The sequence below is a fragment of the Pseudomonas sp. Tri1 genome (assembly GCF_017968885.1).
Lineage (GTDB): Bacteria > Pseudomonadota > Gammaproteobacteria > Pseudomonadales > Pseudomonadaceae > Aquipseudomonas.
Window position 1 is genome coordinate 3,078,225 of sequence record NZ_CP072913.1, and the last position, 22,530, is coordinate 3,100,754.

General features: G+C 62.2%; 8 protein-coding genes (1 of these 8 cut by a window edge). 6 read left to right on the forward strand and 2 right to left on the reverse strand.

Features of this window, described 5'->3' with window-relative positions:
* The 3 genes from J9870_RS13235 to J9870_RS13245 all read left to right on the forward strand — a co-directional run.
* Positions 1 to 11,056 carry the end of a non-ribosomal peptide synthetase gene (locus tag J9870_RS13235; RefSeq protein WP_210644691.1) on the forward strand. It extends 19,871 nt beyond the left edge of the window, so 11,056 of the gene's 30,927 nt are visible here — the last part of the coding sequence; its start codon lies off the left edge, out of view; its stop codon occupies positions 11,054 to 11,056.
* A gap of 78 nt (positions 11,057 to 11,134) precedes the next feature.
* Positions 11,135 to 12,286 carry a macrolide transporter subunit MacA gene (gene macA, locus J9870_RS13240; protein ID WP_210644693.1) on the forward strand — a complete coding sequence of 384 codons (1,152 nt, stop codon included), beginning with the start codon at positions 11,135 to 11,137 and terminating at the stop codon, positions 12,284 to 12,286.
* Between the two features lie 2 nt (positions 12,287 to 12,288).
* On the forward strand, positions 12,289 to 14,250 hold the full coding sequence (locus J9870_RS13245; protein WP_210644695.1) for a MacB family efflux pump subunit: 1,962 nt from the start codon (positions 12,289 to 12,291) through the stop codon (positions 14,248 to 14,250).
* Between the two features lie 82 nt (positions 14,251 to 14,332).
* Here J9870_RS13245 and J9870_RS13250 read toward each other — a convergent pair whose 3' ends face one another.
* Positions 14,333 to 15,673, reverse strand: coding sequence for a diaminobutyrate--2-oxoglutarate transaminase family protein (locus J9870_RS13250; RefSeq protein WP_210644697.1), 1,341 nt, complete (start codon positions 15,671 to 15,673; stop codon positions 14,333 to 14,335).
* Positions 15,674 to 15,971: 298 nt separating this feature from the next.
* Here J9870_RS13250 and J9870_RS13255 point away from each other — a divergent pair, with 298 nt between their 5' ends.
* Genes J9870_RS13255 through J9870_RS13265 form a run of 3 tightly spaced genes read left to right on the forward strand, consistent with a single transcriptional unit; the run spans position 15,972 to position 21,582 of the window.
* Positions 15,972 to 17,402, forward strand: a complete 1,431-nt coding sequence (locus J9870_RS13255; protein WP_210644699.1) for an efflux transporter outer membrane subunit — start codon at positions 15,972 to 15,974, stop codon at positions 17,400 to 17,402.
* A 47-nt stretch (positions 17,403 to 17,449) separates the two neighbouring features.
* Entirely contained in the window at positions 17,450 to 18,502 is a 1,053-nt protein-coding gene (locus tag J9870_RS13260; protein ID WP_246883144.1) for an efflux RND transporter periplasmic adaptor subunit, read from the forward strand.
* Complete coding sequence (locus J9870_RS13265; protein WP_210644702.1) at positions 18,499 to 21,582, forward strand: efflux RND transporter permease subunit; 3,084 nt, start codon at positions 18,499 to 18,501, stop codon at positions 21,580 to 21,582. Before J9870_RS13260 ends, J9870_RS13265 begins: the two co-directional genes overlap by 4 nt.
* 61 nt (positions 21,583 to 21,643) lie before the next feature.
* Here J9870_RS13265 and J9870_RS13270 read toward each other — a convergent pair whose 3' ends face one another.
* The gene (locus J9870_RS13270; RefSeq protein WP_210644704.1) at positions 21,644 to 22,510 is read right to left on the reverse strand and encodes a helix-turn-helix transcriptional regulator; all 867 of its coding nucleotides are present in this window, start codon (positions 22,508 to 22,510) and stop codon (positions 21,644 to 21,646) included.
* Between the last annotated feature and the right edge of the window lie 20 nt (positions 22,511 to 22,530).

The window sequence follows — 22,530 nt, forward strand, 5'->3', positions numbered from 1 at the left end:
CGATGCCGAAGACCAGCTGCAAGGGTTGGTGGTACAGGAGGCCATGGACGCCTTTGACCTGGAGCACGGCCCGTTGATCCGGGGTCGATTGATTCGCCTCGGCAGCGACGACCATGTGCTGTTGGTGACCATGCACCACATCGTTTCGGACGGCTGGTCCATCGGCGTGTTGATCAAGGAACTGGCGGCGCTCTATGAGGCGTTCCGGCATGAACTGGACGATCCATTGCCGCCCTTGGCAGTGCAATACAGCGACTACGCCGTCTGGCAGCGTCGCTGGTTGAGCGGCGAAGTATTGCAAACCCAGAGCCGCTACTGGCAGCAAACCCTGGCCGATGCGCCGGCATTGCTGATGTTGCCCACCGACCGCGTGCGCCCGCCACAGCAGGACTATGCCGGGGCGACACTGCCAGTGACCTTTGACGCGAACCTGACCGCGAGCCTCAAGGCGCTGAGCCAGCGTCACGGCGTCACGCTGTACATGACGTTGATGGCCGCCTGGGGTGCGCTGCTGAGCCGGCTTTCCGGTCAGGATGAGGTGGTGATCGGTTCGCCGGTGGCCAACCGTACCCGCTCGGAAGTCGAAGGGTTGATCGGTCTCTTCGTCAACACCCTGGCGGTGCGCGTCGATGTTTCGGGGGCGCCGACGGTTGAAACCCTGTTGGCGCGGGTCAAGACCCAGGCTTTGGGCGCCCAGGCGCATCAGGACCTGCCGTTCGAGCAAGTGGTGGAAGTGCTCAAGCCGGTGCGCAGCCTGGCCCATACGCCGCTGTTCCAGGCCATGTTGTCGTGGCAGACGCTGGACAGCACGGAGTTGGTGCTCGGCGATTTGAAACTTGAAGGCCTGGGGGCGGCGAGCACTGTCGCCAAGTTCGATCTGTCCCTGGAGCTGGGTGAGGTCCAAGGGCAGATGTTCGGCTCTCTCGAATATGCCACGGTGCTGTTCGACGAGGCCACCGTGCAGCGTTACATCGGCTACCTGGACCGTCTGCTGCGGGCCATGGTGGCCAGTGACCAGACGAGGATTGCGCGAATCGAGTTGTTGGACGAAGCCGAGCGTGACCATCTGTTGGTGGGACTCAATGCTAACCAGGCGCCGTACCCTCGCGGGCAGACGATCCATCAGTTGTTCGAGGCCCAGGTCGCGGCTCGACCCGAAGCCGTCGCGGTGCTGTTCGACGGTGAACGGCTGAGCTACGCGCAACTGAACCGCCAGGCCAACCAGGTGGCCCATCACCTGATAGGACTGGGTATCCGTCCGGATGACCGGGTGGCGATCTGCGTCGAGCGCGGTGCTGAAATGCTGGTCGGCCTGTTGGCGATCCTCAAGGCCGGCGCTGGTTATGTGCCGCTCGACCCGGCGTATCCGGCCGAGCGCTTGGCCTACATGCTCGCCGACAGCGCCCCGGTGGCGCTGCTGACTCAAGGTGGATTGCAAGGTCGTCTGCCGGCATTGACGGTGCCAGTGGTGTTGCTCGATCACGCTGAGCGCGTTCGTAGCGGCATTTGCGCCGGGCGCGACGATAACCCGTTCGTAGCATCCCTGGGCGTGCGTCACCTGGCCTACGTGATCTACACCTCGGGCTCCACCGGCAACCCCAAAGGGGTGATGATCGAACATCGGGGGCTGGTCAACTACTGCGTCGATGCGGTCCGGCTGTTCGACCTGACAGCGGCCGATACGGTGCTGCAACAGAACACCCTGAACTTCGACCTGTCGGTGGAGGAGATCTTCCCGGCACTGCTTGCCGGCGCCACCCTGGCACCGACCCGGCAGCTGTTTGGCAGTGCCGAGCTGCAAAGCAATGGCGACGTCCGTCCGACCTTCCTGCACCTGACGGCGGCCCATTGGCACACCCTCGCGGCCGAGGGGCACAACACCCCGGCCCAGGCCCGCGACCTGCTGCGGGACGTGCGGTTGATCAACGTCACCGGGGATGCCTTGTCGACGCAGAAGTTGCAGATGTGGGACGCGATTCGTCCGCCCCATACGCAACTGATCAACACCTATGGCCCGACCGAGGCGACGGTGTCCTGCACCGCCGCGTATATGAAGTACGACGCTGCCTGTGGCAATGCAACGATTGGCAAGCCGATGGCCAACACCCGTATCTACCTGCTCGACGCGTACCGCCAGCCGGTGCCGTTCGGCGTCGCGGGGGAAATCTTCATCGGTGGCGAGGGTGTGGCGCGTGGTTACTTGAACCTTGACGCTATCAACGCTGAACGTTTCCTGGCCGATCCCTTCAGCGACCAGCCCGATGCGCGGATGTACAAGACCGGCGACCTGGCCCGTTATCGTGCGGACGGACGCCTTGAGTACCTGGGCCGCAATGACTTCCAGGTCAAGGTCCGCGGGTTCCGTATCGAACTGGGCGAGATCGAGGCCCGGTTGGGTCATTGTGCCGGAGTCAAGGAAGCGGCGGTGATCGTGCGCGAAGACACCCCGGGCGACAAACGCCTGGTGGCCTATGTGGTGCCGCAGGTGGGCGCGAGCCTGAGCGCAGCGGCCCTGCGCACGCTGTTGTCGACGCAATTGGCTGAATACATGCTGCCCAGCGCCTTCGTCAGCCTGGCCGCGCTGCCGCTGACACCAAACCGCAAGCTCGACCGCCAGGCGTTGCCGGCGCCCGATGCCGATGCCTACGCCAGCCGCAGCCATGAAGCGCCTGAAGGCAGCACTGAAATCGCCCTGGCGCAGATCTGGCAAGCCCTGCTCAAGGTCGAGTCGGTGGGGCGTCATGACCACTTCTTCGAACTGGGCGGCCATTCATTGCTGGTGATGCGCTTGATTGCCCAGGTGCGCGAGCGATTGGGCGTGGAGTTGAACCTTGGCGATGTCTTCGCCCAACCGCAGCTCAGTGCGCTGGCCCAGGTGCTTTTCCAGGCGGTACGCAGCACCCGGCCAGACATCGTGCCGGTGTCCCGCGAGCAGATGCTGCCGTTGTCGTTCGCCCAACAGCGCCTGTGGTTCCTGGCGCAACTGGATGGCAGCAGTGCGGCCTATCACATTCCCACGGGCCTGCGTTTACGGGGGGTGCTGGATATCCCGGCGCTTACTCGCGCATTGGATCGCATCGTTGCCCGTCACGAAACCCTGCGCACCACCTTTGCCCAGGCGCAAGGGGAGGACGTGCAGCAGCGCATTGCCCCGGCTGACATCGGTTTCGCTTTGCAACAGCATGTCCTGGCCGGGCGTCCGGATGCCGAGGCCGAGTTGTTGAGCATGGCCGAGCAAGAAGCTCGTCAAACGTTCGACCTGGCCCGCGGCCCACTCGCTCGTGGCCGGCTGGTTCGGATGGCTGACGATGATCACGTGCTGTTGGTGACCCTGCATCACATCGTCTCGGATGGTTGGTCTGCCGATGTCCTGACCCATGAACTGGGCGTGCTGTACGAGGCGTTCAGCCAGGGACGGGATGATCCGCTGCCGGCCTTGCCAATCCAGTACGCCGACTATGCCCTCTGGCAACGGCGCTGGCTCACCGGTGAGATCCTGGATCGGCAGGAACGCTACTGGCAGCAAACCCTGGCCGATGCGCCGGCGCTGCTGACGTTGCCAACCGACCGACCACGGCCTGCCCAGCAAGACCACTCCGGTAGTGCGGTGGGGATCGTCCTCGACGAAACTTTGACCCAAGACCTCAAGACATTGAGCCAACGCCATGGCGCCACGTTATTCATGACGGTCATGGCCGCCTGGGCCACGGTGCTCAGTCGCATGGCCGGTCAGCACGATGTCGTCATCGGCACGCCGGTGGCGAACCGCATGCAAACAGAGGTCGAGGGCCTGATCGGTCTGTTCGTCAACACCCTGGCGCTGCGCGTCGATGTGGCGGCCGAACTGACGGTCCAAGGCTTGCTGCAACAGGTGAAGGCCCAGACCTTGGGGGCCCAGGCGCATCAGGACTTGCCGTTCGAACAGGTGGTTGAAGTGGTCCGGCCATTGCGCAGCCTGTCCCACAGCCCGGTGTTCCAGGCGATGCTGTCCTGGCAGAACAACGAAACCGCCGGGTTGGAACTGGGTGATATGTCGCTGCAAGGGCTGGGCGTGACCAGTCGCACCGCGAAGTTCGACGTATTGCTGGACATGGCGTTGATCGACGGGCGTCTGTTCGGTTCGTTGGAGTACGCCACGGCGTTGTTCGATCAGACCACGATGGAGCGCTACCTCGGTTACCTCGAGTGCGTATTGCGCGCCATGGTCGCTGACGAGCAGGCCCTCGTGGCGCAGATTCCGATGTTGGGTGACAGCGAACGCCAGTATCTGCTGGAAGGATTCAACGCCACCACGGTCGATTATCCGCAAGGCCTGACGCTGCACGGCTTGTTCGAGGCGCGGGTTGCGACGAGTCCGGATGCGGTGGCTGTGGTGTCTGACGAAGCACAACTGAGCTACGCAGAGCTGAATCGCCGCGCCAACCAGATTGCCCATCAACTGCTTGCCCTGGGTATCCGCCCGGACGACCGTGTGGCGATCTGCGTGGATCGCAGCGTGGAGATGGTTGCGGGGCTGCTGGGTATTCTTAAATCCGGTGCGGCTTATGTGCCGCTCGACCCGGATTACCCGCTCGATCGGCTGGCCTACATGCTGGAAAACAGCGCGCCATCAGTGGTGCTGACCCAGCGTGCCTTGCAGGCCAGCCTGCCAGCAACGCAAGCCCGGCTTCTGTTGCTGGACGCGGCTGACGGTTTCTCGACGCAGCCAATCAGCAACCCACAGGTCGAGGGCCTGCAAGCCAATCACCTGGCCTATGTGATCTACACCTCGGGTTCGACTGGTCAGCCCAAAGGCGTGATGAACGAGCACGGCGCGGTGGTCAACCGCCTGTTGTGGATGCAGGACGAATACAAATTGAGCGCCGCGGACGCGGTGCTGCAAAAGACCCCATTCAGCTTCGACGTGTCGGTGTGGGAGTTCTTCTGGCCGCTGTTCAGCGGCGCACGGTTGGTGATGGCTCGTCCCGGCGGACACCGCGATCCGGCCTACCTGCGCGAAGTGATCCAGGCCCAAGGCATCACCACGTTGCACTTCGTGCCGTCGATGCTCGATGTGTTCCTGGCCCATGGCGAGGCGGACGCGTGCGAAGGACTGGTGCGGGTGATGTGCAGCGGCGAGGCCTTGCCGGGGCATCTGGTGCGGCGCTTCAAGGCGCAACTGCCACAGACCGGCTTGTACAACCTGTACGGCCCGACCGAAGCGGCGGTGGACGTGACGGCGTGGGACTGCGCGGGGGCTGAAACACCCGACAGCACGCCCATTGGCAAGCCGATCGCCAACACGCGGATCTACCTGCTCGATGCCCATCAACAACCGGTGCCCCTGGGCGTGGCCGGGGAGATTTATATCGGCGGGGTCCAGGTGGCGCGCGGTTACCTGCACCGTGCGGAACTGACGGCCGAGCGGTTCCTCAAGGACCCGTTCAGCACGGCCCCGAACGCGCGCATGTACAAAACCGGCGACCTGGGTCGCTACTTGCCGGACGGCAACATCGACTACCTGGGGCGCAACGATGACCAGGTGAAGATCCGTGGTTTCCGCATCGAGTTGGGCGAGATCGAAGCCCGGCTGGCGCAATACGCGGGTATCAAGGAAACCGTGGTGCTGGCCCGTGAAGAGGCGTCAGGCGAGAAGCGTCTGGTGGCTTATTTCACCACACACGCTGCCGAGGACGCTGCCGATATCGAAGTTCTGCGCGGCCATCTGCAAGGGCAACTGCCGGAATACATGGTGCCGAGTGCCTACGTGCGCCTCGACGCCTTGCCGCTGACCCCCAACGGCAAGCTCGACCGCAAGGCCTTGCCAGCGCCGGATCTTTCGGCGGTGATCACCCGGGATTACGAGGCACCGCAAGGTACGGTCGAGACAACGCTGGCGCAGCTTTGGGCCGATTTGCTCCAGGTTGAGCGGGTGGGGCGGCATGACCACTTCTTCGAACTGGGCGGTCACTCGCTGTTGGCGGTCACGTTGATCGAGCGCATGCGTCAAGTGGGCTTGAGCGCCGATGTCCGCGTACTGTTCGGCCAGCCGACGTTGGCGGCATTGGCGGCGGCAGTGGGCGGTGCGACGGAGGTCGTGGTGCCGGACAACGGAATTACCCAGGCAGGCCAACGCATCACGCCGGACATGCTGCCCCTCATCGACCTGTCCCAAGACGAGATCGATCAGATTGCCGCGACGGTGCCCGGCGGCGTGGCAAACGTCCAGGACATCTACGCCCTGGCGCCATTGCAGGAAGGGATCCTGTATCACCACCTGGCTTCGCAGCAGGGCGATCTCTATGTGCAGCAGGCCACGTTCAACTTCAAGGATCGTACCCGGCTGGAGGCTTTTGTCGACGCTTTGCAAGCTGTCATCGATCGGCACGACATTCTGCGCACCGCCGTGCTCTGGGAAGGACTGCGCGAACCGGTCCAGGTGGTGCTTCGCCAGGCGCAACTGATTCTGCAAGAGTGTGTTTTCGAGCCAAGTAATGACATCACCGCGCAACTGCTCGAGCGCTTCAACCCTCGACACTACAGCCTCGATGTGCGCCAGGCACCGCTGATGCGCATGGCGTTCGCCCATGACCCGGCCAACCAGCGCTGGATCGCGATCCTGCTGTTCCATCACATGGCCCTCGATCACACGGCGCTGGAGGTGGTGCAGCACGAGATGCAGGCGCATTTGCTAGGCCAGGCCGATCAGTTGGGCACAGCAGTGCCGTTCCGCAACTACGTGGCCCAGGCCCGTTTGGGCATCAGTCGCCAGGAGCACGAAGGGTTCTTCCGGGACATGTTGGGCGATGTGGACGAGCCTACATTACCGTTCGGCGTGCTGGATGTACGTGGCGACGGCAGCGATATCGAAGCCGCCGGGCTGAACCTGTCTGCCGATCTGAGCCGCCGTTTGCGGGCCCAGGCTCGTCAATTGGGTGTGAGCGCCGCGAGCCTGCATCACCTGGCTTGGGCGCAGGTGCTGGGGCAGGTGTCCGGCAGGCAGGACGTCGTGTTCGGCACCGTATTGATGGGCCGGATGCAGGGTGGCGAGGGCGCCGACCGGGCACTGGGCATGTTCATCAACACCTTGCCGCTGCGAGTGGATCTCGGTCGCCAGGGTGTGCGTGACGGGGTGAAAGCCACCCACGCTCGCCTCACCGGTCTGCTCGGCCATGAGCACGCTTCGCTGGCCCTGGCCCAACGTTGCAGCGGCGTGGCCGCGCCGCTGCCGTTGTTCAGTGCCTTGCTCAATTACCGACACAGCGCTGGCCAGACGGTTTCGAGCGAAGCCCTGAGCGCCTGGGAGGGCATCGAGGCCCTGAGCAGTGAGGAACGCACCAACTATCCGTTGACCTTGTCGGTGGATGACCTGGGCGAGGGTTTCAGCGTGTCGGCACTGGCGCTGCCGCGGATCGGCGCGCAGCGGATGTGTGTCTACATGAACATTGCCCTGGAGCATCTGGTGCAGGCGCTGGAGCAAGCACCGCAGGCGCCGTTGCACAGTCTGTCGATCCTGCCGTCCGCCGAACGCCGGCAATTGCTGGTGGATTTCAACGCCACCACGCGTCGCTATCCGCGGGACAGGACCGTCCATGGCCTGTTCGAAGCCCAGGCGCTGGCCCGTCCGGATGCAACGGCGGTTGTGCACAACGAAAGCCGCTTGACCTACGCCGAGTTGAATCGTCGGGCCAATCGCCTGGCCCGCCATTTGGTCGGCCTCGGCGTGCAACCGGGGGATCGCGTGGCGATTGCACTGGAGCGCTCCACCGAACTGGTGGTCAGCCAGTTGGCGACCCTCAAGTGTGCTGCTGTCTACGTGCCATTGGATGTCGGCGCACCTCTGGAGCGTCAGCAGTTCATGGTGCAGGACAGTGGCGCGCGGATTTTGCTCACGCTGAGTACGGCTATGGCTCCTGAAGGCGCGTTGCGCGTGAACCTGGACACCCTGGTGCTGGACTGCGCTTGCGACAACCCTGGTCTGGTGCAAAGCGCCGAATCGGTCGCCTACATCATGTACACCTCGGGCTCCACCGGCACCCCGAAAGGCGTGCTGGTGCCGCACCGGGCGATCAACCGCTTGGTGATCAACAATGGCTACGCCGACTTCAACACCGAGGACCGGGTGGCATTCGCCTCCAACCCGGCGTTCGACGCCAGTACCCTCGACGTCTGGGCACCGTTGCTCAACGGCGGCTGCGTGGTGGTGGTCGATCAGGACGTACTGCTGACGCAAGCGCGTTTTGCGGCGCTGCTGCAAGAGCAATCGGTTAGCGTGTTGTGGATGACCGCCGGCCTGTTCCACCAGTACGCCAGTGGCTTGATGGCGGTGTTCAGCCAGTTGCGCTACCTGATCGTCGGCGGCGATGTGCTCGACCCGGCGGTGATCGGTCGCGTCCTGAACGAAGGCGCGCCGCTGCACCTGCTCAACGGCTACGGCCCGACCGAGGCCACCACCTTCACCACCACCCACGAAATCAAAACCGTGGGCGAGGGCGGTATTCCGATTGGTCGTCCGATTGGCAACACCCGCGTCTATGTACTGGATGCCAATCGGCAACCGGTGCCCATCGGCGTGGCCGGTGAGCTGTACATCGGTGGCGACGGCGTGGCGAAAGGGTATCTGAACCGCCCAGAACTGACCGCCGAGAAGTTCGTCGCCGATCCGTTCAATGCCGACCCCGGTGCCTTGCTTTACCGCACCGGCGACCTGGCGCGCTGGCGCGCGGACGGCACGGTGGATTACCTGGGGCGTAACGACGACCAGGTGAAGATCCGTGGTTTCCGTATCGAATTGGGTGAAATCGAAGCCCGACTGGCCCAACACGAGCACGTCAAGGACGCGGTGATCCTGGTGCGCGAAGATGTCCCGGGTGAGAAGCGCCTGGTGGCTTACTTTACTCAGCAGGCGCTGGGCGAGACGGTGCCAGTCGAGGACTTGCGCGGGTACCTGCATGGGCAGTTGCCCGACTACATGGTGCCGGCCGCCTATGTCCGCCTCGATGCATTGCCGCTGACCGCCAATGGCAAGCTCGACCGCAAGGCACTGCCGGCACCGGACCAGGACGCCGTCGTCAGCCGTGCCTATGAAGCCCCGCAAGGCGAGGTGGAAACCCTGCTGGCGCAACTCTGGCAAGACTTGCTGGGCCTGCAACAGGTCGGTCGCCATGACAACTTCTTCGAAATGGGCGGGCATTCCCTACTGGCGATCCGCTTGGTGGGGCTGCTGGCGCAAGCCAACCTGACGGTGTCACTGGCCGAGTTGTTCCAGCATGAAAGTGTCGCGTCCATGGCGTCGCTGCTGCAGAACCGTACCACTGAGGTCCAAGTGAAGGAGCCGTTCGTGCCGGTGCGCACCACCGGCCAGCAGAACCCGTTGTTCCTGGTGCATGAGTTCAGCGGCCTGGATCTCTACTTCCCGGCGCTGGGCAAGCACATCGATCCGGATATCCCGGTCTATGGCCTGCCCGCCATTGCGTGGGGTGAACCACAGTTGCACACGATGGAGTGCCTGGCTTCGCGGCTGGTGGGCATCATCCGTTCAGTCCAGCCCAAGGGGCCTTATCGCCTGGCGGGCTGGTCATTCGGTGGCGTGCTGGCGTACGAGATCGCCATCCAGCTCATTGGCCTGGACGAAGAGGTCGAGTTCCTCGGCCTGATCGACAGCTACCTGCCTCGGTTGGTGGACCAGGGCAGGGACCGCTGGTCGCCGGACGAAGCGCACAAACGTCATTTGCTCGACCGCTGCGAGGTGTTTTGGAAGGCTGGGACAGTGGCCGACGGGGACCTCGCCCTGGTCCTCACAAAATTGGCCAGCCTGCAGGTTCAACTGAGTGACTTCGAGTTCGAGGGGCTGGTGCAGCGGTGCGCTGAGCAAGGCCTGCTACCGCCGGAACTGGCGGACTACAGCGCGGCCCAGCTCTGGCAATACCTGGATCGCGAAGTCGCCCACGGTCATGCGTTGGCCCATTACTCGGTGTATCCGATCTCCGTGCCGGTGCACTTGCTGGTCGCCGAGGAGCGCAAGGACGATGCGCCCGAACATTCCGGCTACCTGGGCTGGGACGCTGTCCTGCCCAAGGCGCAGATGCATTGTGTCAAGGTTCCGGGCAACCACCAGACGATGATGCAGTTGCCACAGGTCAAGGCTTTGGGACAGGCCATTGACGATGCATTGCGCACCGTCGCTTCGCGCCCGGCGCCTTCCCGGCGCAACAGCTACCAGCCACTGCTGACAATCCAGGGCGGGCGCGCCGATCGGGCGCCGATTTTCTGTGTGCCTGGTGCCGGCGACAGCGTGACCGGTTTTATCGGCCTGACCGATGCCTTCGGCCCGGACTGGCCCATCCATGGGTTGCAACCTCGCGGACTGGACGGCAGCACCGAGCCTTTCAGCCTCGTGGAAACCGCTGCCCAGGCCTATCTCGAAGCAATCGACAAGGTGCAACCGCAGGGCCCGGTGCATCTGCTTGGCCATTCCTTCGGTGGCTGGATCGTTTTCGAAATGGCCGCCCGCCTGCATGCCCGTGGTCGCAAGGTGGCCTCGTTGACGCTGATCGACAGTGAGTCGCCGGGCGGCAATGGGGTGGTGGGCAGGCCTTATACCGCAACGGGGGTCTTGAACCGGTTGATCGAGGCGATGCAGCTGGCTTCCGGCAAGTCCCTGGGTATCGATGCCACGGTGTTCGGTGCCCAGGACGATAACGCGCAGATGCGTTTGCTGCATGCCGGCATGGTCCGTGCCGGCATGCTGCCGCAGCGTTCGGCGGTGGATTCGATGCGCGGGCCGGCGCGGGCTTTTGGCACCGCCCTGCGTACGGTTTATCAACCACAACATCGATACACCGGGCCGGTGCGGCTGGTGTTGGCCAATGATCCAACCCTGGACACAGCCGGTAACAAACGCGAGCAGGAACAAATGATCGAAGGATGGCGCAAGCATATCCCTGACCTCAGTATCTGGTACGGTCCGGGCAACCACTTCACGATCCTCAAGGCCCCTCACGTACACAACCTGGCAGCCTGGTGGCAGGACAGCCTTCCCATGCACGATGAGGAGGCGGCCAGTGATTGCGTCTAGCCGTCCTTCCTTCGCGCGCATCCATGGACCCCGGCGCCTCACTGGCCGGGCCTGAAATCAACGCACTCATGGTTATTTATGGAAAAGTCGAAGTTTCGCAAAATCGCTATCGTGCTTGTACTGGTCGTGGTGGCCGCGCTGATTTTCTACAGTGCGCAGTCGCCGGGCAAACCACCGGAGTACCTGACTGCCGAGGTCGAACGTACCGACATCGAGAACGCGGTACTGGCATCCGGCACGCTGCAGGGCGTCAAGCAGGTCGATGTCGGTGCCCAAGTGTCGGGCCAACTGAAGTCGCTCAAGGTCAAACTGGGCGACAAGGTCAAGAAGGGCCAGTGGCTGGCGGAGATCGACCCTATGCTGGCGCAGAATTCATTACGCCAGGCCCTGGTCAATGAAGAGAACCTGGTGGCTAAGCGGCAGGCCACGGCGGCGCAACTCAAGGACGCCAAGGGCACCTACGATCGCTACAAAAAACTGCAACCGGACGACGCGATCTCCAAGCAGGAGTACGAGACCGCCGAGTCGAACTACAAGGTGGAAGCGGCGAACCTGCTCTCCCTCGATGCGCAGATAAAGGACGCCCGTATCCAGGTGGAAACCGCGCGGGTCAACCTGGCCTACACCCACATCGTCGCGCCGATCGATGGCTATGTCGTGGGGATCGTGACGCAGGAAGGCCAGACCGTGATCGCCGAGCAATTGGCACCGGTGCTGCTCAAGCTGGCCGACCTGGACACCATGACGGTCAAGGCCCAGGTGTCGGAAGCCGACGTGATTCACATCGTTCCCGGCCAGGAGGTGTACTTCACCATCCTGGGTGAATCGGAAAAGCGCTATTACGCCAAGCTGCGGGGCACTGAGCCAGCGCCGCAGAACTTCCTCGAAACCCAGACTGCCGGGACGCCGAAGCAAAATACCGCGGTGTTCTACAACAGCCTCTTCGACGTGCCGAACCCCGATCATCGCCTGCGTATTTCCATGACGGCCCAGGTCCGTATCGTCCTGGACAAGGCCAAGGATGTATTGACGGTCCCCGTCGCCGCCCTGGGTGCAAAAAACCAGGATGGCAGCTATGTGGTGCGTGTGCTGGACGCCGAAGGCAAGGCTCAGCCGCGCAACGTGCAGACGGGCATCAACAACAACGTGCGGGCCGAGATCAAGGATGGCCTGGCAGAAGGTGACAAGGTCGTCATCGGCGAACCGACCCCAGCCGTGGCGGGAGCCTGACCATGACGCGACCACTGTTGGAGCTCGAGGGGATTACCCGCAGTTTTCTTGCGGGCGAGAAGGAGTTCATAGCGCTCAAGAACATCAACCTGACGATCAACGCCGGGGAGGTCGTGGCGATTACCGGCGCTTCCGGCTCCGGCAAATCCACACTGATGAACGTGCTCGGCTGCCTCGACCATCCGAGTTCCGGCAGCTACAAGGTGGACGGGCGCGAAACCGGCTCGATGGACGATCATGAGCTGGCGGTACTGCGGCGTGACCACTTCGGTTTCATTTTCCAGCGTTACCATTTGCTGCCGCACCTGAGTGCCTTGCACAACGTCGAGATGCCGGCCATTTACGCTGGCGCGGCAGAGAAGCAACGGCACACGCGTGCCGGGGAGTTGTTGGGACGTCTGGGACTGGTAGGGCACCTGAGCAACCGGCCCAGCCAACTCTCCGGTGGCCAACAGCAGCGGGTGAGTATTGCCCGGGCTCTGATGAACGGCGGCGAGATCATTCTGGCGGACGAACCCACCGGGGCGCTGGACACCACCAGCGGCAAGGAGGTGATGAAGATCCTCCTGGAACTCAACGCGGCAGGGCATACGGTCATCATCGTGACCCATGACGAGAAAGTGGCGGCTCACGCCCAGCGCATCATCGAGATCCGCGACGGTGAGATCGTCAGTGATCGCCCCAATCCGCAGAGGCCGCTGCAAGACTTGCCGGAACAAGACATGCGTCTGGCCAAGGTCAAGCCCACCAACGGTCTGCTCGCCCGTTTCGGGCTGTTCAGCGAAGCGTTCAACATGGCCTGGGTGGCGTTGATCTCGCACCGGATGCGAACCCTGCTGACCATGTTGGGCATCATTATCGGCATCACCTCCGTGGTGTCGATCGTGGCCATCGGTGAAGGGGTCAAGCAATATGTCCTGAAAGACATCGAAGCGATCGGCAGCAACACGATCGAGATCATGCCTGGCGCCGACTGGGGGGACAGTCGCTCGACCGCTATCGAAACGCTGGTGTTGTCCGACGTGACCGCCCTGAGCGACCAGTATTACATCGACAGCGCCACCCCCAACCTGGGGCGAAACCTGTTGCTGCGTTATGAAAACATCGACGTCAATGCGACCGTCAACGGTGTGAGCGCGAGCTATTTCCAGGTTCGCGGAATCAAGATCGGCTCGGGTGTGGCGTTCAGCAAGGACGATGCCCGCCGGCAGTCGCAAGTGGTGGTGATCGACCACAATACGAGCAAGCGCCTGTTTGGCTCGCACACAGACCCATTGGGCAAGGTGATTCTGGTCGACAACTTGCCGTGCACGGTCATCGGCGTGACCGAAGACCGCAAAAGCGTCTTCAACACCAGCAAGAACCTGAATATCTGGATGCCCTATGAAACCGCGGCCGGCCGGTTGCTGGGCCAGCGCTTCCTGGACAGCATCACGGTTCGGATAAAGGACGGGCAACCGAGCAAATTAGTGGAAGACAACGTGGTCAAGCTCCTGGAGCAGCGCCATGGCATCAAGGACTTCTTCACCTACAACCTCGACAGCGTGATGCAAACGGTGCAGAAGACCAGCCAATCACTGGCGCTGCTGCTCTCGTTGATTGCGATCATTTCGCTGGTGGTGGGCGGGATCGGGGTGATGAACATCATGCTCGTCTCGGTGACCGAACGTACCCGCGAGATCGGTATTCGCATCGCTGTCGGTGCTCGCCAGTCCGACATACGCCAGCAGTTTCTGGTGGAGGCGGTGATGGTGTGTCTGATGGGGGGCACGATTGGCATCGCCTTGTCGTTTGGGATCGGCTACGTCTTTTCGATCTTCGTCAAGGAATGGCAAATGGTGTTCTCAATGGGATCGATCGTCACTGCTGTCATCTGTTCCACACTGATTGGGATCGTGTTCGGCTTTGTGCCTGCGCGTAATGCCGCGCGGCTCGATCCGATCAATGCGTTGGCGCGCGATTGACCTGGGCTGCATGACTTGAACCAGGCACATCCCCCTGTGGCGAGGGGATAAACCCCCGCCACAAAGGCCAATACCTGGCCTCTTATACCGCTACGCGGGCCGCCTGCGAGCGTGTCTCGCCGACTTTCTTCACCGAGTGTTCGAAGCGCTCCAGGACCATGCCGACCTCAGCCTCTGTGATGGTCAGGGGGGGCAGGAACCTGAGCACTGCGCCATGGCGTCCGCCGGTCTCCATCATCAACCCGTTGTCGAAGCAGTTGAGCTTGATGGCGTGGGCACGAACACCGTCAGCCTGGCCGGCGCGCTGGTTGGTGCCCGGTTGAGTGATTTCCACGCCGATCATCAAGCCGCGACCGCGGATATCGCCGATGCATGGAAAGCGTTGGGCGATTTGTTCCAGGCCGTGCTCCAACTTCTGCCCCATCCGGGCGGCATGGGCGACGAGGTTGTCTTCGCGGATTTGCTGCATGGTTGCAGCACCGGCGACCATCGCCACCTGGTTGCCACGGAAAGTACCCGCATGCATGCCGGGCCCCCAGGTGTCGAGATAATCGGCATACACGATCACCGCCAATGGATAGCCGCCGCCGATGGCTTTTGACAGCACCAGAATGTCGGGCACGATACCCGCGTGTTCAATGGCGAACGTGCTGCCGGTGCGGCCGAGGCCGGTCTGGACCTCGTCGACGATCAGCAAGATGTCCTGTTCCAGGGTGATTTCCCGCAGGGCGCGTAGCCAGTTGGCCGAAGCCGGGATGCAACCGCCTTCACCTTGTACCACCTCGACGATAACCGCCGCCGGCTTGGCAACGCCGCCTTCGGGGTCCGACAGGACGGTGCGGATGTAGTCGATGGACAGTTGGTCGGTGTGCTCGCCATCGGTGCCGAACGGACAGCGAAACCGGTAGGGAAATGGCAGAAAGTGTGTGCCCTGGGCAATCAGGCCGTCACCGGTCTTGGGAGACAGCTTGCCCATCGCCGACAGTGCACCGGCCGTCATCCCGTGATAACCGCCGTGGAACGCCATCAATGGCGAGCGCTTGGTGTAGTGGCGCGCCAACTTGATGGCCGCCTCGACCGCATCCGAGCCACTGGGCCCGCAGAAAAGAATCTTGCTGGTGTCGCGCATTTTCGCCGGCAGCATCGAGAACAGCTCCTGCACGAACGCATGCTTGGCCGGTGTGGCCAGGTCCAGTGCCTGTTGCAAGTGATCGCTGCCCAGAAACTGCATCACGGCGTCCCGGACTTGCGGCGGGTTGTGCCCGAGGGCCAGTGTCCCGGCGTTCGACAGGCAGTCGAGGAACTCTTGGCCGCTGGCGTCCTTGATGCGCATGCCTTTGCCGCTGACGAACAGTCGCTGGAAAGTCTGCGCATAGGTGCGTGCGTTCGACTCGACGTTTTCGAGGTAACTGAGTGCTTCCATATTCGATCATCCATTGGCTATGGAAAGTGAACCGAGCGGGGCTGTCATTCATGCTCGACAGCGGGTGCGGTCTGTACTTGGCAGGTCCAGGTCATTTCAACAGGCCCCTGTCTTTATCGCGAGTTTTCTTGCCGGCACCTGTCCCCGTTTTCCACGCCAGACACCCAATCCGGCACGGGGTTAAATACCTGCCACACGAGCCTCGTCAAGCCATCGTCAATCATCTGCCAACTCCCTGAGCTGTGGCGGTGCCGGGTGCCTTGCTGTTCTTCACCTTTGTCACCCCATAGAGAACCCTATGCATGTCTTCAAGCCTCCAGAAAACGTATTGCTGGTGACACTGTGTGCGGTGGCCTTGAGTGGCTGCGTATTGGGCCCTGACTATCGAGTGCCAGACGTCCCGGTCGCGGCCAAATGGCAAGCGCCGCTGCCCCATGGCGCCTCCATGGCCGCGTTGGCCGACTGGTGGCAGCAGTTCGATGACCCGGCGTTGGCCAAACTGTTGCGCCTGGCCGAAGCCGATAGCCCATCCATGGACCAGGCCTGGGCCAATATCTCGCTGGCCCGGGCAACCGCTGCCAGTGATGCTGCGGATGCCTTGCCGAAAATCGACGGCAGATTGTCCGGTGGTCGTGGCGGGCAGCAGACCGGCTCTGAACGCCTGGGTGGTTCAGGCTCTTCGGCAACGATGGATGCAGCCTGGGAGCTCGATCTGTTCGGCAAGTTGCGTCGCAACAATGAAGCGGCAAAGTCCCGTGTCCAAGCGCGGGTGGATGATTGGCATGACGCGCGGGTTTCGCTGGCGGCCCAGGTCGGCGACTACTACGTGCAATACCGCGGTTGCCAGAAGCTGGTGCTGGCTTATGGGGACCAGGCCCAGTCACAACAGGACACCGCGCGTATCACTCGCCAGTCGTTCGGGGCAGGCTTCACGTCCTCGGCTGACGCGGCCCTGGCCGATGCCAGTGCTGCCAGCAGCGTCGCGACACTGGTCCAGCAGCAGAGTGAATGCCAGGTGCTGCTCAAAAGCCTGGTGGCGCTGACCGGCAGTGATGAAGGGCAACTGCTGGAGGTGCTCGGCCACACTCCGGCGCAACTGCCTCAACCGGCCGAGCTTAACGTGCAACAGATACCGGCCGAACTCGTGCGTCAACGCCCGGACCTTGCCTCCAGTGAGCGCGAGTTGGCTGCGGCCAATGCCGAGATCGGCGTGGCCCAGGCGGATCGGCTGCCGAGCCTGAGCCTTTCCGGGACTTTTTCCGTGGGCACCATGGTCGGTCAGCGCAACCGTTCCTGGTCGCTGGGCCCGGTGTTGTCGATTCCGCTGTTCGATGGTGGCAAGCGCCGCGCGGCGGTCGACGGTGCCAAGGCTTCTTATGACGCGGCCCTCGCAGTCTATCGCCAGACGCTGCGCACCAGCGTGATGGAAGTGGAGCAGGCGCTGGTTCGCCTCGATGCGGCACGTCGCCGGGAGGCGGATGTGGAGCGCTCCACGGCCGGTTTTCGTGAGTCCTTCGAGGCCATCGACCGCAATTGGCAGGCCGGCAACGTCAGCTTGTTGGACCGGGAAACCGCGCGCCGCCAGGCGCTGACCGCCGAGATTGAATTGATCACCCTGCAGCAGAATCAAGTGCGCTACTGGATCGCCCTGTACAAGGCGCTGGGGGGCGGCTGGCAAGCCAGTCAACCATTGGCGCGGAGCCGGGCATTGAGTGGAGAGGGCGCGTGAGGTCGAGGTCAGGCAGATTCGCGTTGGCGATCATCGTATGTGCGCTCGTGGTGGCGTTGATCTATTTTCGCCGTGGCGCCGAACCGGCGGTGGCCGCTCCTGAGGTCAGTAGCTTGAGCGTGGAGGTCGTCCAGGCGCGGCGCCAGATCTGGCCGCAACTGTTGTTCGCCAATGGAGCGCTCGCGCCCTGGCAGGAAGCGGTCATCAATGCCGAGACCAGCAACCTGCGCATTGCCAGCATCGAAGCCGATGTGGGCAGCCGGGTGAAGAAAGGTCAATTGCTCGCTACGCTGGCCAGCGAAACGGTCGTCGCTGAAGAAAGCAAACAGAAGGCGCTCGTCGCTCAAGCCGAGGCAAATCTGAAACAGGCCCGTTCCAATGACCGCCGCGCCCGGGTCGTCGGAGAGGGTGGCGCCTTGTCGGAACAGCAACGCGAAGACTATCGAATCAAGGTCGCGCTCGCCGAGGCTGATCTGGCCAGCGCCCGCGCCGAATTGCAGAGCACTCGGATCAGGCTCAGGCAGACGCGCATCGTGGCGGTGGACGACGGCATCATTTCGGCGCGCACGGCGTTGCTCGGCAAGGTGCTCTCCGCCGGCGACGAGCTGTTTCGCCTGGTGCGCGACGGCCGCATCGAATGGCAGGCCGAGCTGGATGCACGCCAGTTGGCCCAGGTACAACCCGGCCAGGTCGCCCGCATGACCTTGCCCGGCGGTCAGAGCGTGGAAGGGCGGGTGCGCCTGGTATCGCCTACCTTAAGCACCAAGACCAGCCGGGCGCTGGTCTACATCTCCTTGCCAAACGACAGCGCTGCCCAGGCCGGCATGTATGCCAGTGGGCAGATCGAACTGGCGCCGCGCGAAGCCGTCACGGTACCGGACACCGCGGTCATCCTGCGGGACGGACGTTCTTATGTGTTCACGCTCAATGAGGACATGCGCGTCGTCCAACGACCGGTAGTGGTCGGCCGGCGCCTGCACCAGGCCGTGGAGATCCTCAGCGGCCTCGATGAGCCCGCCCGCATCGTGCGCGCTGGCGGCGCGTTCCTCAATGACGGTGCGAGTGTGACCCTCGTCCAAGCCCAGGTCGCCCAGCCATGAACATCTCAGCCTTGTCGATCCGCTATCCGGTTCCTGCCGTCATGCTGTTCATTCTGCTGACGCTCTTGGGCCTGTCCGGTTTTGGAAAACTCGCCATCCAGGATTTTCCGGACATGGACCTGCCGGTGGTCGTGATCAGCGCCTCACTCGAAGGCGCCGCCCCGGAGCAACTGGAAACGGAAGTGGCGCGCAAGATCGAGGATAAACTGACGTCCCTGCGCCTGCTCAAGCACGTGACGACGCTCATCACCGACGGTGCCGTCACCATCAACGTCAGCTTTGACATCGACAAGGATGGCAACGAGGCCCTGAACGAAGTGCGTAACGCGGTCGACAGCGCCATGCCGCAGCTGCCGGCGAACCTGGACACACCATCGGTTTCCCGGCTGACCACCAGTGCCTCCGCGTTGCTCACTTATGTCATCGACTCCGACAATCTGGACGAAGAAGCCTTGTCCTGGTTCGTCGACAATGAACTGAGCAAACAATTGCTGGCGGTGCCGGGGGTGGCACTGATCTCGCGCATGGGTGGCGTCGATCGGGAGGTCCAGGTCAACCTCGATCCGGCCCTGATGGCAGGGCTGGGCATCCGTGTTTCGGACGTAGCCAGCCAGTTGCGTGCCATGCAGAAGGACAATTCCGGCGGCCAGGGCAACCTGGGCAGTGGCCAGCAGGCCATGCGGACCTTGGGGGCCATCGACGATCCGGCGGCCCTCGGAGCCATCGACATCCCCAGCGGCGACGGTCGCTTGTTGGCATTGAATCAGTTGGCCGACATTCGCGACACCCACGCCGAACGCAGTACCCGGGCGTTTCATGATGGCAGGCCGGTAATTGGCTTCCAGGTCACCCGTTCCCTGGGCTTCTCCGATGTCGGCGTGGCCAATGATGTACGCAAGGCCATGACCACGTTCGTGGACCAGCACCCCAACGTGCAGATCGTTGAAGCCAATGACACCGTCAAGGCCGTCCTTGCCAACTATCACGACTCGATGAACCTGCTGTACGAAGGCATGCTGCTGGCAGTGTTGGTGGTCTGGTGGTTCTTGCGGGACTGGCGCGCCACACTCATCGTAGCCACGGCGTTGCCACTGTCGATCATCCCCACCTTTGGCGTGATGTACCTGGCCGGGTTTACGCTCAATGCGGTTTCGCTGCTGGCCTTGGCGTTGGTCATCGGTGTACTGGTGGACGATGCGATCGTCGAGATCGAGAACATCGCGCGGCATTTGCGCATGGGCAAGACACCGCGTCAGGCTGCCACCGAGGCGGCGGATGAAATCGGCCTGGCGGTGCTCGCCACGACCGTTACCCTGGTCGCGGTGTTCCTGCCCACGGCATTCATGGGCGGCATCGCCGGGAAGCTGTTTCGTCAGTTCGGTGTGACGGCTTCGGTTGCGCTGTTGTTTTCGTTGTTGGTGGCACGCGTACTGACGCCGATGATGGCGGCTTATTTCCTCAAGGCAACTCATCAAACCGCCGCCGACGGCCCGTTGATGACCCGCTACCTGGGCTGGATCCATGCCAGCCTGACCCGGCGCAAGACCACGATGTTGCTGGCCAGCCTGTGTTTTGTCGGCGCCTTGGCGCTGGTCCCGTTGCTGCCCACCAGCTTCCTGCCCGCGCAGGACACCGGTCGCAGCAAAATCACCTTGGAACTGCCACCCGGTACGACACTGGAACAAACCACCGCGATAGCATTGCAAGCCAGCGAAAGATTGCGGGACATACCGGATGTCACACATGTCTTCAGTTCGGTAGGGACGGCCAGCAGCTCGGGCTCCGGGCCTGGTGATATCACCGGGGCCGGCGATGCCATCCTGACGGTGGAGCTGGCGGATCGAGATGTACGGGATCGCAAGCAGGTAGAGGTCGAAGCACAGATGCGTCAGGTGTTGCGTACCCTGCCAGGGGTTCGCATCAATGTTGGCGGCGACGGCAGCGGAGAGAAGCTCAATATCGTGCTTGCCAGTGATGACGGTGATCTGCTGGAACGCACAGCCAGCGCCCTTGAGCCGCAGTTGCGTGAACTGCGCGGGATTGGAAACGTCTCGTCCAGCAGCGCCTTGCAACGCCCGGAAATCCAAATGCGCCCGGATTTCGCCCGAGCGGCGGAACTGGGCATCACCAGTCAGGAGATCGCCGATACCTTGCGCATGGCGACCTACGGCGAATATTCCTCGCAACTGGGCAAAATCAATCTGTCCCAACGCCAGGTGGACGTACGGGTGCGTATGGATTCGCTGCTACGCGACGACCTGCAGGCCATCAGTCAATTGCGGGTGACCGGCCGCGACGGTCAGGTCGCCCTGTCTTCGTTGGGGGAGATCAGCATGGGCAGCGGGCCGGCGCAAATCAGTCGCCTGGATCGTCTGCGCAATATCACCCTGTCTATCGAACTCAACGGGCGCAATCTAGGCGAAGTCATGGCCGAAGCCAGTCAACTGCCGGTGATGCGCAATCTTCCAGCCGAAGTGAAACTGGTGCAGCAGGGCGAATTGCAACTGATGACCGAACTGTTCGGCAGTTTCAGCCTCGCCATGGCCATCGGTGTGTTTTGTATCTATTCGGTCCTGGTGCTGTTGTTCCATGACTTCTTGCAGCCGGCCACGATTCTTTCGGCACTGCCGCTTTCGCTGGGTGGCGCGCTGCTGGCCTTGCTGCTGTGCAACTTCAGTTTTTCCCTGCCATCGGTCATCGGACTACTGATGCTGATGGGGATCGTGACCAAGAATTCCATTCTGTTGGTGGAGTACGCCATCATGGCACGCCGCGATTATGGCCTGGGTCGATACGAAGCGTTGGTGGATGCCTGTCACAAGCGCGCCCGTCCGATCCTGATGACCACCATTGCGATGGGCGCGGGAATGTTGCCGACTGCGATGGGGATGGGACAAGACCCAAGTTTCAGGCAGCCCATGGCTGTGGTGGTGATGGGCGGCTTGCTGACTTCAACACTATTGAGCCTGCTGGTGGTTCCGGTGATTTTTACTTATGTGGACGATGCGCTGGAGTGGTTGAAACGTCGCGCTCGGGTGGCAGTGGAAGGAAGTGTGGCGCAAGAAAATCCGGGGAAATGAGCAGTAATCCCCCAACAAATACTCGATTCGTCGGTGATCGAGCAGCCGTTGGGGGGGAGTTTTATACGGCTTGTTGAATCACGGTATTGCCACTCCATTCGACCTGCGCGGGTGTGGCATCCATCGAATGCATCCATCGGATCAACGAGCGGCGTCCGCCAATCCCCATCTTTATGGCTGCGCGTTTCAGATAACTTTCGACTGTATTGACTTTAAGGTTCAGTTGTTCGGCAAGTTCAGGTGCGGTACGCCCGGCTAATAGACCAACGCATACTTCCGTTTCACGAGAGGACAAACTCAACCCAGACAGAAGCAACCGTTCGGCGAATCTTTGGCGGAGCGCTTCCATGCCTCCGTTTTCCGGAGCGTCCAATGCCAGGCCGGGATCCTGTCGCACGGACTCAGATGGAACCAGGGCAGCAACGTGTTCTTCGACCATGGGCAATAAAAGACAGGAAAAATCTTTCAGCAGAGCATGTTCCTGTGCGGAAAACCCTTTGGAAAAAGGTGAGCGGTATATGGACAGCACATAACGACGACCATTCTTTCGGGTGGTCAGGTGGAGTTGAGTCGTGGTGTTGTGCGAAGGTGTTTTGTCCGAACGCTCTTGGGTGAGTAGACAGCGGGAGAAGTTGGGCACTTTTTGCGGCGCTGCATCTTCGAAAAAAATATCATCGGCCAGGAAAAAAGGCTTTGCTGTATGAGCCTCCATGATCGCGTCGATGCATGCGTTATCCATGCCGACGCAACCGATACTGGAGGTGCTCGGTTCAGAAATATTACTTGTGCCTATCCTTTGCTCAGTAATATGTGTTGCGTCTACAGGTATTTCCGTGAGTATCAGGTCGTGCAGCATGCGGGGAAAATTGCGGCTGCCTGTACTGGCAATGACTTTGCCAACGTGCGGGAATAATCGTTGTAGGTTCATCCTTTCTCCAAATTCATCCA

Coding starts and splice junctions, on each gene's coding strand:
- J9870_RS13270 (WP_210644704.1), bottom strand. CDS start 22,510: ATGAACCTACAACGATTATTCCCGCACGTTGGCAAAGTCATTGCCAGT.
- J9870_RS13255 (WP_210644699.1), top strand. CDS start 15,972: ATGCATGTCTTCAAGCCTCCAGAAAACGTATTGCTGGTGACACTGTGT.
- J9870_RS13265 (WP_210644702.1), top strand. CDS start 18,499: ATGAACATCTCAGCCTTGTCGATCCGCTATCCGGTTCCTGCCGTCATG.
- macA (WP_210644693.1), top strand. CDS start 11,135: ATGGAAAAGTCGAAGTTTCGCAAAATCGCTATCGTGCTTGTACTGGTC.
- J9870_RS13250 (WP_210644697.1), bottom strand. CDS start 15,673: ATGGAAGCACTCAGTTACCTCGAAAACGTCGAGTCGAACGCACGCACC.
- J9870_RS13245 (WP_210644695.1), top strand. CDS start 12,289: ATGACGCGACCACTGTTGGAGCTCGAGGGGATTACCCGCAGTTTTCTT.